Annotated in this window: 9 protein-coding genes; 4 read left to right on the top strand and 5 right to left on the bottom strand. The window is 35.1% G+C overall.

The genetic code is table 11. From position 1 onward, the window contains the following. Positions 1 to 470: DUF4181 domain-containing protein (locus QMF37_RS15110; protein ID WP_283478777.1), on the bottom strand; the 470-nt coding region annotated here is incomplete at its 3' end. A gap of 1,014 nt (positions 471 to 1,484) precedes the next feature. Further along, complete coding sequence (locus tag QMF37_RS15105; protein WP_283478776.1) at positions 1,485 to 1,862, bottom strand: hypothetical protein; 378 nt, start codon at positions 1,860 to 1,862, stop codon at positions 1,485 to 1,487. Positions 1,863 to 2,491: 629 nt separating this feature from the next. Here QMF37_RS15105 and QMF37_RS15100 point away from each other — a divergent pair. Both QMF37_RS15100 and QMF37_RS15095 read left to right on the top strand, forming a co-directional pair. Further along, complete coding sequence (locus QMF37_RS15100) at positions 2,492 to 3,109, top strand: recombinase family protein (protein ID WP_283478775.1); 618 nt, start codon at positions 2,492 to 2,494, stop codon at positions 3,107 to 3,109. Positions 3,110 to 3,204: 95 nt separating this feature from the next. Further along, a complete protein-coding gene (locus QMF37_RS15095) occupies positions 3,205 to 6,417 on the top strand; it encodes an nSTAND3 domain-containing NTPase (protein ID WP_283478774.1) in 3,213 nt (1,070 codons plus the stop codon). A gap of 163 nt (positions 6,418 to 6,580) precedes the next feature. On the opposite strand, the gene QMF37_RS15090 is transcribed toward QMF37_RS15095, so the two are convergent. From QMF37_RS15090 to QMF37_RS15080, 3 genes are all read right to left on the bottom strand, one after another. Beyond that, positions 6,581 to 7,207 carry a hypothetical protein gene (locus QMF37_RS15090; RefSeq protein WP_283478773.1) on the bottom strand — a complete coding sequence of 209 codons (627 nt, stop codon included), beginning with the start codon at positions 7,205 to 7,207 and terminating at the stop codon, positions 6,581 to 6,583. Positions 7,208 to 7,831: 624 nt separating this feature from the next. Beyond that, positions 7,832 to 8,872, bottom strand: a complete 1,041-nt coding sequence (locus tag QMF37_RS15085; RefSeq protein ID WP_283478772.1) for a restriction endonuclease — start codon at positions 8,870 to 8,872, stop codon at positions 7,832 to 7,834. A 6-nt stretch (positions 8,873 to 8,878) separates the two neighbouring features. Further along, the gene (locus tag QMF37_RS15080; RefSeq protein ID WP_283478771.1) at positions 8,879 to 9,145 is read right to left on the bottom strand and encodes a helix-turn-helix domain-containing protein; all 267 of its coding nucleotides are present in this window, start codon (positions 9,143 to 9,145) and stop codon (positions 8,879 to 8,881) included. Positions 9,146 to 9,330: 185 nt separating this feature from the next. Here QMF37_RS15080 and QMF37_RS15075 point away from each other — a divergent pair, with 185 nt between their 5' ends. After that, a complete protein-coding gene (locus QMF37_RS15075; RefSeq protein ID WP_283478769.1) occupies positions 9,331 to 11,046 on the top strand; it encodes an Eco57I restriction-modification methylase domain-containing protein in 1,716 nt (571 codons plus the stop codon). A 301-nt stretch (positions 11,047 to 11,347) separates the two neighbouring features. Further along, a protein-coding gene (locus QMF37_RS15070; RefSeq protein ID WP_425439663.1) for an IS1182 family transposase occupies positions 11,348 to 12,711 on the top strand; the annotation gives its coding sequence in 2 pieces (ribosomal slippage) (positions 11,348 to 11,917 and positions 11,920 to 12,711; 1,362 coding nt in all). Positions 12,712 to 12,775: the final 64 nt, after the last annotated feature.

Genomic DNA, 12,775 nt, shown 5'->3' with positions numbered 1-12,775 from the left:
CAAAAGCCAGTTGCCACCATTTCCACAGTAAAACTTGCTTCCGTTTTTTCAGTCACGACACCCTCAATGATTCCTAAAAAGAATGAACTTGACTGGATCAGCAAGGCAACCGCAACGAGCCAGACAAACATTTCGCTCAACATGAAAAGGGATTGCTTCGGGTGCTTTGAAGCTGTCCACTCAAAGTACGCCCCCACTGCATAAGTTAGTACGATAAATACAATGACATAGACGAGCATATAAAGAATTGAATTCTCTTCGGCAATGACATAAAACAACGTTGCCACCCCTGCAATCAACAAGATCCCCCGTACAAACCAGTCCACTTTTAAGTGAGTTGCATTCACATAATTATTCGAAAAGAACTTCTTCTTCCGCGGCTCGACCTTCAGCCACTTCTTGAGAGCGAATTTGATGATGGCGTTCACTGCGTACACGATGAATAGGAACAGTAATAGCTTAAACCACATATTGCGGCCTCCCTCCACTTACTTTTGCTGAATAATCGAAAGAACTCCTTAGGTTGAAAATAGAATGGGAGTACTTCCTTGTTTTTTACTGGATAGAAACAGGAAAACACCTCCACTACCTATAATATTATTTTACCATTTGCGGAGTATTCAGAATATTATTTTTGTGATTTTTCATCATATCTAGTTCTCTCTTCAAACGGTTGTAAAAATATCTGTTCATTTTAATATCCGCTACTTAAAAAACTTGCAACAAACCTCCAGAGAATATGACCGTGCGTAAAAGTACACTTCTCCAAGCAACAAGGGAAGAAACCTTAATCGGGTTCCTTCTCTTCTGCTAACTTTACGATATATAAAATTAGATTCTTTCAAAAACACGATTTTATAACCATACAGAATAGACTTTTGAATGTATCATTTTTTCTAGCAACCCCATTCTTATCTCTCGCTCTTCGAAGATTAATGAAATAAAGGTTTTGAATGTAACTTAATTAGCATTAAGTTACATTCACATTAAGGACTCGAATCTATCAATATTAATGTTTTAAATAAAAATAATCATTCCAATAAAAAATAGTCCAACACCAAGATTAATCAAACTACTGGTTTTCTGGTTAGAAAATAGGACAAACCCTTCTACCAAAAATAAAATCGCTAGGTACAAGACCAAAACAGTCTTAAGGACCTCATGTTCATTGCTTAGAAGAAACAACATCGGGATTATGATGAGTAAAGAGAGATTTTTTATACGTCCAATAAACTTTTCAAAACGAGGTTCCTTACTGACCGACTCCATTTTATTCAACTCCTTAAAAATCATATTTTAGCCACTCCATCCGTATAGGATGATTCCAGTTATTTTAAGAATCATATCTCTGTTTCTCTAGATAAAAAATTTATACGCAACACCGATTTAGTGGGAGCTGAATGTAACTTAATTCACAATAAGTTACATTCAGAATGTAATTTTCATAACAACCAAGGAACGAATATTGACGTGGGGGTAGAATGTCATTTCCCTGTGGTTAATACTAGCTTTTCTTTTTGTCCATCCCACGTAATCTCCACTGCAATTTCGTCGTCTTCTTGAATGACACTGCATCCTGTACAAGCATCGTTTCCTGTACTTACACTCCCATCAGTTAGCGATTTCCCCATTCCTTCTGCAACTCCCGTAGCGTATTCAATTTTATAATCGATTGTTTTGGGGGCCGGTTCTTTCCCTATATATTTAATGGTTCCTGTAGTTCTTTGCTCATCGCCAGCAGAGACATCTACATCATAAAAAACATCCCAATTTTCAGTGCTGTCTGTAAAATTATATCTATTCCCATCCGAACAACCGCTTAATACAATCAGCAAAATCACCAATATAGTAAAATTTTTCATCATTATTCCTCCCCTTTAGTTTTCTTTGCTAAGTATCCTACGGTTTTCGTCAACAATCGGTTCAGTTCTTGAAAAATAAAATCGAATGTAACTTAACTGCACTTATGTTACATTCAACTTCCCTATTTTATTGGATTAAGCTTTGCGAGATTTTAATTCTTTGATGTTCGAAATAAAGTTAAGCGGAGAGATAATCATTCCAGCCGAAAGAATCCACGTAAGTACCCAGTTATCCTCCCACGAAGTAAGTAGATAAACTAAACAAAAAAATGCAATGATTAGCGGACTATACTTTTCTAAAAATTTCACATAAGATCTGAACAAATTAATTAACTCCCCGTCAAAATAGTTTATAAACTGTCATTATATGAACATGTAAGTCAAATTCTTCTTTTATATATCATACCAAAATAACCCAATATTTCCTGACTTTTAATGATGATGGATTAGAGTCAAAAAAGCGTTCGTAAAAGTACACTTTTACGAACGCTTTAAAAACGGCTAAAAACGAACGTAAAGGGCGTTCGTAAATGTATCAAATGACTTTACGAACGTCCGCAAAATTGCATACACTTTTACGAACGTTTTTCAGGTATAATAAAAGAAAACAATCGTTTAAGAGGTGAATTATGGAACATCGTAAATTTGGTTACATACGTGTCAGCAGCAAAGATCAAAATGAAGGACGTCAATTGGAAGCCATGCGGAAAATGGGCATCACTGAACGGGATATCTACCTGGACAAACAGAGTGGCAAGAATTTTGAACGCGCGAACTATCAACTATTAAAACGAGTTATTCGAAAAGGGGATATTTTGTGTATCCACTCGTTGGATCGATTCGGCCGAAACAAAGAAGAGATTCTTCAGGAGTGGAATGACCTGACGAAAAATATTGAAGCCGATATTGTGGTTTTGGATATGCCGTTACTAGATACTACGCAATACAAAGATAGCATGGGGACATTTATTGCGGATTTGGTTTTACAGATTCTTTCGTGGATGGCTGAAGAGGAACGAGAGCGTATCCGAAAACGACAACGTGAAGGAATCGACTTAGCCTTACAAAATGGCATTCAGTTTGGCAGACCAACCGTTTTTGTTTCAGAAGAGTTCAAAGAGGTTTATAGAAAATGGAAAGCTAAGAAGTTAACCGCAGTGGAAGCCATGCGCGAAGCTGGAGTTAAAAAGACTAGTTTTTATAAATTAGTGAGAGCAATCGAAGAAGAGATAACAACTCCTTTATAATAGAAGAAACTCCTATAAAGCAGTTTAATTTATAACGTTCAATCGTTTTTCCTTACATGCAATAATTAAAGGATCAATAAAAAGGAGCAAGTGAGATGAAGCCTGTTAATAAATTAACCTCAATAATTAATGAAATAAGAGTGAATAATGCTGTCGTAGTTATTGGGGCAGGAGTTTCCTTTGAACCTGGAATGCCATTAGGTAACCAGCTTGCTCCTATTGTTTGGGAGGTAGTAAGCTCTTTTCCTAGTATCGATCAGAAGTTTAAAGGTCCTGGAAGTACAAAGAGTAGAATAGGAGAAGATTTTGTAAAAATAAAAAAGGCATTTTCATATATCGAACAGAATGAAAATGCGATAAGTTTATTTAAAAGCAAGTTTAGTAAGGTGAACAGTAAAATAACCGTTGCTCCTCGTATACATAATAATATAGCTAAATTAGTTCATGAAAATTTTTTCGAGTTAATTGTCTCTTTTAATTGGGATAACTTATTAGAAATGTCATGGTCTGAATTATATGGCACGCAGATTAACGACAGGAAAATAAATTTGATTAAACCCCACGGAGATGTATTAAAATTAAATTCTCAGTGGGTACTTCCAAACTCTCCAGGAAATATAAATGATGAAGAACAAAAACATATTAATGTACTAGCAATGGAAAGACCTAGAACTTTAGTGATTGTTGGTTATTCAGAAAGCGATGCAAAAATTGTAGAAGAATTGATTTCGCCTTTAGAAGATAAATGGAAAGTCTATAGGGTCTCCCCATTCTCAACTGATGAAAGAGTGATTAATTTATCGGCGTCAGAATTTTTTGAGGAACTAGTGGAAAATTTATTAGAGGTAAATAATTACAACGAATGGGAGTACTTAAATTTTAAAAACCAAAATGATAGTATCGGAAGAGCCATATTAGGGTACAAACTTACTCCTCAAGACGTGAGTGTGTGTCCAGAAATGCCTCAAGTTCAAAAAGCTACTAAAATCTTAGAGTTGAATAATTTTGTTATTCTTCAAGGAAAACCCGGATCTGGAAAATCCATTTCTTGTTATCAAATCGCTTTTCATTTTTTAAAACGTGGATATGAAGTTTTACGTTTTAAAACCAATGATTTTACGGATTTCGATAATTTTTCTCTACCCAGCAATCCTAAAGCAATATATATCATTGATGATGGACATATTCTCCCCAATTCGATTTTGCAAATCTTACAAGAAAAAAGCAGTAATTATCAAAAAATCATTTTGACAGTTACTGAAGATATAGAAGTTGATTCCGCTACAGTTTCAATTTCTAATAATGAGAATATCGCTTGTATCAGTGAATTTTACAGAAAAAATGAAAAAACAGTTTCACATATTATCTCAAAAATAGATGGAGACTTAGGAAGTTACTTTATGCAAGAATCGTTCGATCAAAGAATAGATGCCGCCTCAAAAGAGGCCAATCTTTGGACCTTTAATTATGTAATTAGAGGCGGATGGAAAACTACTAAAGATAACTACTTTAAATCAAAGGATCTAGATAACTCACAAAGATTAATTTTTTTACTAGCTCTAAAACAGATAATAACCAAAGATAATACAGTAAATGAAACATGGTTAATACAGAACGTAAAGGAATACTTTTCCGAAGATGAAGAATGGCTAAACAAGAATTTAAAAGCACTACGAAAGAAAAGGTTAATTGATGGTTTCTTCCTTAGAATGATTCATTACGAAGCAGCTAAAAGACAATTGAAGTTTATATTCGATAATGACACGGAAAATAGAAAAAAATATGAGCAAATAGTGCACAATGAAATGATATCTCTAAATAATCCGCTTTTAGGAAAAGTATGGTTTATGAATACAATTTTTACTAGTAAACTGCATTTTAGAATACCTTATATTATTTCGAAAAACGATGTTTACCATATCCTTGAAGAAAGCTTGTCGTCAGAAGAAAAAACTCTAACTACTCATGCTTTATACTTCGCCAATACTTTTACAAAGTTTAGTAGAACCGAGTATTTTGATATATATCATTTTACTTCATCAATTCATAAAGAAATTGAAAATGTAAATAGTATAACGGCTTATTCATTGGGCACCATAATAAATGACATGTATAACTTAGATAAGAAAAAAGCAAAAGATTTTGGTAGCAACTTAGATATAACTAAAATTGCTAATGGATTTTCTAATTTAAAGAAAGAAGATTTATATCACTGGAGCTATTTTATTTCTAGGTTAGGTCTTCTTTTATCAATTGAAAGAGGAAAGGAATTCTTCAAGCTTTTAGACAAAAATCAGATTGAAGCAGAACTACTTTTGTTGGAAAATAACCAGTTAGATTTTGAAAACTTAGTTGATTTCATCGGGAACATCTTTAACTACGACAGATTATATGGCATTAAATTATTTCACTTAATGTCTGATAATTTTCGCAATGCATTTAAAAGGCATTCAATTAATGCCTGGCATATGTTAGATTTCAGATTTTTAGCGATAGTAATGGGATTCAACTCTTTAAGCGAAAAAAGAGATTATATTAAAAAAGATCAAAGAGTTATTGGTGAGAAAATCATTAGTTTTATTGAACCCAAGCAATTGGCTGAGGAATTAGTAACAGTTCCCTTTCGTAGTTGGCACAACTTATCAGGTTTCTATAAAATCCTGAGAAAGTTAGATCCAAATAAATACTCTGAGCTAATTGAGTCTATAGATTTAACCCGCATAAAAACTAAATTTGATGAACATAATGTTTGGGCGAGCTTTCATAGTGAAATACTTGAGTTCCTCTTTTTGTATCTTGATAAAAAGCACGTTCGAACAATTGATAATTTTCTCTACAGTAATAAAGAGCAATTTGAGAAGGTAAACTTTTATCAGTTCGCTTTTTCTCCTTCGCTAGTTAAGTATTATTTAGAAAATGATGTTGATATTCCTCTGCATAGAGATTCTTATTCAAAAGATCGACTAGAATGGCAAGCTCTGCATATTCTTATTTATCATTTAGCAAATGAAGACCCTGGTTCATTGAGATTATTTCTACTCAAGAAATCGACTATAATTGCTGAGGCAATATCGAACTTTGAAGAAATCGATTTAACAAGTATTAATGCGATATTACCAGAGATAGCAGCTTTCGATCGAGAAATTTCACAGAAAATCATAGATGAAGTAACTCATACAAAACTTTATGAAAAAGTTGAACGAGCTTGTAATTCTAAGTCTCATTCAAGTAAGTATTTAGCAGAGATCCAGCAAAAAGTAACATTATTGTATACACACTTAAATATTAATACTGTATTAAAGTTATGAAGTTTTTTAGTTCTCCTTTTTCTTGCTATATCCTCCTTTACGAGTATTTATGATAGATTGATTTTGATATGAATTTTGATACAAAAGCAGAAGAGACCAAGAAGAAATTATAAACAACTTCTCGGTCTCTTATAAATTATCGTTATTGACTCTTTTCTAAATATCACTTCTTTAAAATCAATTCTAAGAAAGTATATATTACCGATTTTCTTTTTTTAAAGTTTTCGACCTTTTCTAATCTTTCATTAAAGTATTTATTAGCAGTTATAGCCGTAGCTGCTTTTGTATTTAAAGCAATAAATGAGCGCTCTAAACTTCTTAATGATTCATTAATAGATGATAAATCGTTTTTACAGTTTTTTAACTCCTCATTCTTTTCCTTTAACTCTGACTGCAGATTTTCAACTTGTGTTTCTAATTCTTTATTTCTTCCAACTAAAAATTCTCTTGAACCTTCTTGTTTGGTATTTTGGCGTTCTCGTTTTAATTTTTGATTAGTTTCCTCAATAATATAGAATAGTCCCGCGATGGTCGCAAAATTGGTTGCATCGCCTATAAAAGAATTACCTTCCGGATATCCAAAGAAAAGATGGAAAAGTAAAATTGACATTAAAAGGATAGTAAAAAATAACATAATCACAAGAGCTATATTCGATATTACAATCTGTTTACCATTTTTAAATAAAAGTCTAAATACAACTAGAAGAAATGCTATTAAGATGATGTATACTACAATCGCAAAAGTCGAGCTTTCCCTCATTAGGATAAGAAAATCATAAATAGAGTTCAATTTTATTTCTTCCTTTCTCTAACTCTTCAATAAGTTATTAGTATTTCTGTAAAACTGTTCAAAAAATCTTAATCGTTGTGCTATTTTTCAACTTTATTTTGGAATGCTTTTGTTTTTTCGCAACAGTGCCACTTAATACTCCCTTGGTTGAGCAACGAGAAAAGATGTTGCCTCACTATAAAAAATAGATTCAGGAGAAAGGACACTGACTTGCTCAAAAACGAATTTCTCGCTTTACGGAACGCATAGGTCAATCACCTATTGCTCTTTCAGTTCGAGAAATAAGAATATTAAGTTATAGGGATGAAGTTTTCTAATTTACTTGCAGAGTAACGCTTGAATAAGGTACAAAATATCATTTTAAGTTATAAAAAAGGTGGAAATCTTCTTCTCAACGCTTTCAAAAATCATCGTATTGAATCATTCCGATAAGCATATCGGTGTAAAACTGCTTAAAAGAAATATAGTTGTTTCGCAGCTTTACTTCATTAATAGAATAACAAAAGACTCTCAGTGTAGAGTATTTTTTTGAATTTAGACTTTAGCTTTTTATTCAAAAAATCTTTTCTTAGCAAAACTTGTAATTTCTACATCAGTGCGATTTAAGTCAGCTTTTTTTTTGTCTTATAGAAAGTTAGCTGGCAAGGGTATCTGCAATTTCTTGTTTACTTTCAATCCACCAAATTGGGTGAAATATCTAAAGAAATCTTCACCTGTGACAAGATAAAATTTAGTAATTAAAAATTCGTTTCCTTCTACTTGACCATAGAAAATTGCATAACGTACATCACACATTCTAAAAGAGTGACCACTTATCTGAGGTATATCCAACACTTCTGTAGCACTCGGCAAGAATAGACCAAGATCGACTGTAGGTGAGGTTTGTAGCTTAACTTCTAAAAGCTGATGTTTTACGTCGGGGAATTTACCATCATCTCTGAAGTTGGAGTAACCTAATGCTTTACACACTTGAGTGTGCAGGATCCCTCCGCGATTTCTTTCCTGTAAAGCACCTAAATATGGGAACCTCATACCAACAATAGATTGTAAATGTGTATAAATTTCATTTATGCACATTACCTCTCCAAAGTTAGGATAACTAGCTGGTGAAGTATGAGGGTGGAAACCGCGGTAACGAGAAACTACATTACTCAAATTTATAGTATCGGAATCAGATAGCATCTTTACATTCTCAGGAATTCCTAATAGCTTTGCTTGATATTTCTGAGTTAGCTTGCCTGTCTTATCTAAGATAGACAGCATGTCTCCAGTTACAACTTTTACCTTTGTAATAATGTCATTTTCACTAATTCGAATTAATACATACCGTCTTGCAGCGTGAATTTCTTCATTCCAAATCTGTAAGTTATTAGATTTCTGAGTATATATATCGAAGTTTTGACCTAGAAATCGAGGTTGTGTTTTCTTAAAAGAGGTAGGCACCGGATATCCTAAAGCCTTGCATACTTCTTCTTTTACAACCTTAGAACGAGTTCTGAGGGGCAGTCCATCTAGATCGAGACCTACTAACCAACTATTTAATAATTCTTCTAATTCATTGGAAGGGATCCAATAGTTAGGATCTCCGATAGTGATCTGATCGTAAATAGTGTAATTGCTTGCTATCAAGTTGTTTTTAAAATTTAAAGCAAATGATGAAATCATTGTAAATCACTCCTTTTCTTTTTTTATGCCTAGTAGATTTTTTTCTAGATCGTTAGATAAGATTTTTTCAATTGGAACGCTAAGGGCATCAGCAACTTTTTTAAAAGTAAGGATAGTTGGGTTTCGTTCACCTCTTTCTATCCCTCCAATATAGGTACGATCTAAGTTGCTTTTCTGTGCTAAGTCTTCCTGAGATAAGTTTTGGTAGTGTCGTAGTAACCTGATATTGCTCCCTACTTTGTCGAAAAATTCTTTTTCCTCTTCTGTTGACATCGGAACACCTCTTTCAAATATTTATATATTTATTATGTAATCTTTCACTTGAATAAACTACAGATGAAGAGTATCATTTAGATGATAATAAGTATCTTTTAGTTGAAAATAGATTTTTTGTATTTTATTTAGTTAAATCGATATATGTTGTAAAATAGTAATAGACAGAAATGAAGAGGTGTAACATGGTAAAAAGCATATTAGAAATCAAAGAAACTGGATCCCACTACACATCCAGTTTGCTATCAAAATATATGGCTAAAAAGTTACTTGAACATGTTGAGTTTGAAGAAGGGAAATTAACTTCTGTTTTAGATCCGTCCTGTGGAGATGGAGAACTTCTGAGGGCTATCTATAATGAAGGGTGTATAGAAAATCTAGAACTCATTGGGATGGATACGGATCCGAAAGCTATACAGCTAGCAAACCAATACTTGGGAGGTACAGAAAACGTTCATTTATTTAACAGTGATTACTTAGCTTTATTCAATGACAGTGAAGACTTATTTGCTGATCCTACCATCAAAAATGATTTTTGGTTTTCGAGTGATGAATTTGAACCCAAGAAAGTTGATATGATTCTTGCGAACCCTCCATATGTACGTACTCAAGTGTTGGGTGCAAAAAAAGCACAAGAATTAGGTGAAAAGTTCAATCTAAAGGGACGGGTTGACTTGTACCAAGTCTTTCTTGTAGCAATGACCAAGCATTTAAAAGAAGATGGCTTGATCTGCGTTATTACTTCGAATCGCTATTTAACTACTGTAGGTGGAAAGGATACTAGAAAATTTTTAGATGAAAACTATGAAATCATAGAAGTCATAGATTTAGGAGACACTAAACTATTTAGTGCTGCTGTATTGCCGGCAATCTTTATAGGTAGAAAAAAATCAGCTAAAAATAAGAAACCGAATGATAATGTGAAATTTTTACGAGTTTATGAAAGTCAGAAGACAGATGACGCAACTAAATGTGAATCTGTATATGAGATCTTAACGAAAAAGAAATCAGGTTTTTACGAAACAAATAACAAAAGCTATGAAGTTACTGCTGGATTTTTGAAGGTGCCGGAGGATCCTAAAGAACTTTGGGTAATGGCATCTAAAGAAGATAAAGAGTGGTCGGAAACGGTCAAATCAAGGGCACATAGTATTTTTGATGATGTTTTTAAAGTTAGAGTAGGAGTAAAATCGACAGCAGATAAAGTATTCATAAAAGAAGATTGGAATCAACTAGATCCCTCACTCAGACCAGAAGAGGAACTTTTGAGACCTTTAATATCTTCCTATACTGCTGAAAGATGGGTTTTACCTAACGAAACTAAAGCTTCAAAGGTACTATATCCACATGAAGTGATAGACGGAAAAAGACAGGCTGTTGATTTAGAGCTATTTCCTAAAGCAAAGGCATACTTAGAGATGAATAGAGAAACCTTAGAAGCAAGAACATATCTTGCTGAATCTAAGACTAGACATTGGTACGAACTATGGGTACCACAGGATCCAGCAAGCTGGCCTGACCCAAAAGTAGTTTTTCCTGATATCAGTTCTGAAGCAAAATTTTTAATTGATACTGAAGGATACGTAGTTGATGGAAATTGTTACTGGCTTTCTTTGAAAAATAAAAAAGATGAAGATCTTTTATACTTGGCTGTAGCAGTTGCTAACTCAGCATTTATGGCGAAGTTTCATGCAATTGAGTTTCAGAATGTTTTATACTCGAATAAAAAGAGATACCTAACTCAGTACGTCAAAAACTATCCTTTACCTGATCCAAATTCCATTCACTCAAAGCGGCTAATTGAGTTAACTAAAATGATAGTTCGTACAAGATCTAAGGAAGAAATAGCGGCGTACGAGAAACAAATTGAAATTGAAGTTAACCAAGCATTTGGATTCTAAGAAAGGTAGAGCATCCCAAAATTCAGAATTTAAATCTAAATTTTGGGATATTTTTATACATTGTATAACTTTAAAAATCAACCACTAACAAAAATTGAATTTTGACATGAGATAGAAGGGCTTCTTAACTTATCAGCATGTACAAATATCTTTGAAAGACTTATTCTCAATTAAAAAATGACCATAGGATTTAATCCTATGGTCATTTCAGGCTGTCGAGAAACCCTCTCGACAGTCTTTTTTTGTTTATTTCGATACTTTTTTGATGTAAACTGAAAGAAAAAAGAAGGAGCGAAGTCCCATGATTGGTCCCGTCAAAAATCACCGTCATGAACAGGTCACCGTCTCAATTGATGAACTCGTGCCACACGACCATTTTCTTCGTACCGTTGATGCCCTCATTGATTTTTCTTTTATTGAACGGATTGCTTCGCCTTATTATTGTCCGGATAACGGCCGTCCCGCCATTCCGCCCATTACCTTATTCAAAATGATTTTCATCGGCTATTTTTATGGCGTTCGTTCAGAACGCCAACTGGAAAAAGAGATTCGGGATAACATCGCTTACCGATGGTTTTTGGGCTATTCCCTCGTCGACCGGATTCCAGATCACTCCACCATCAGTTTCAATCGGAAGGGCCGATTTGAAGACACGTCGGTCTTTGAAGAAATTTTCGACGAAACGGTTCGTCAGGCAAAAGCCCACGGCATGGTGAGTGGCCGCGTGCTTCTATCCGATTCCACGCATATCAAAGCGAATGCGAATAAGAACAAGTTTATCCGAAAAGCAAAGGCGGAAAAAGTGGTGAGCTACCTGGGGGAATTGGAAGAAGCGGTCGTAGCTGACCGGGAGGCCCATGGAAAAAAGCGCTGAAGCCGAAGGTGATTCGGCCCGTTGCCAAAACCAAACCGGCGATGACCCGCGAAAGCGTGACCGATCCAGATAGTGGGTTCCTCATGCGAAACCAGAAACCTCAAGGTTTTTTCTATCTCGACCACCGAACGGTGGATGCCAAATACAATTTCATCACGGATACGTACATCACGGCCGGCAATATGCACGACGCCGTTCCTTATTTGGACCGGCTCGCTGTACAAAAGAAGAAGTTTGCTTTTCCGGTGGAAGCCGTCGCCTTGGATGCCGGCTATTTTACCGGCCACATCTGTAAAACGTTAAACGAAGCCGGAACATTTGTGGTCATGGGCTACCGCCGTTTCAAAGGCGGTAACCCGAAAGTGCCGAAACGGTTATTTACGTATGTCCCTTCACTGGATGCGTATGCTTGCCCCATGGGCTGCAAGTTGTCCTACGCCACCACAGATCGAGAGGGATATCGGCAGTACAAAAGCCGGCCGGAGGATTGTGAACATTGTCCACTGCGCTCGGATTGTTTTTCCGCGAAAAGCAAGCAGCGCTCGATTTTCCGGCACATCTGGGAAGACGAAAAAGAAAAGGTGCGCGCCAACAAGCGCACCCCCAGCGGAAAAAAGCTATACAAGTTACGAAGCCAGACCATCGAACGGAGTTTCGCCGATGCGAAAGAACTCCATAGTTTCCGTTACGCAAGGCGACGAGGGCGCAAGTCTGTCCAAGAACAGGCTTATCTGACAGCCGCAGTGCAAAACATCAAAAAAATGACCCTTCTGCTTAGCAGAAGGGTCTAAAAACTTCACGTTCTTTTGTTTCTTGACCAATCCACTGAGAAGATAATCGATAAAACCTTAGTTT

Origin of the sequence: Planococcus sp. S3-L1, from assembly GCF_030063085.1 — a bacterium.
Lineage (GTDB): Bacteria > Bacillota > Bacilli > Bacillales_A > Planococcaceae > Planococcus > Planococcus kocurii.
This window is presented reverse-complemented; position numbering and strand designations above follow the sequence as displayed.

Bases quoted from the DNA above. Each gene is read 5' to 3' on its own strand.
- QMF37_RS15105 (WP_283478776.1), bottom strand. From the start codon at position 1,862: ATGAAAAATTTTACTATATTGGTGATTTTGCTGATTGTATTAAGCGGT.
- QMF37_RS15100 (WP_283478775.1), top strand. From the start codon at position 2,492: ATGGAACATCGTAAATTTGGTTACATACGTGTCAGCAGCAAAGATCAA.
- QMF37_RS15095 (WP_283478774.1), top strand. From the start codon at position 3,205: ATGAAGCCTGTTAATAAATTAACCTCAATAATTAATGAAATAAGAGTG.
- QMF37_RS15085 (WP_283478772.1), bottom strand. From the start codon at position 8,872: ATGATTTCATCATTTGCTTTAAATTTTAAAAACAACTTGATAGCAAGC.
- QMF37_RS15080 (WP_283478771.1), bottom strand. From the start codon at position 9,145: ATGTCAACAGAAGAGGAAAAAGAATTTTTCGACAAAGTAGGGAGCAAT.
- QMF37_RS15075 (WP_283478769.1), top strand. From the start codon at position 9,331: ATGGTAAAAAGCATATTAGAAATCAAAGAAACTGGATCCCACTACACA.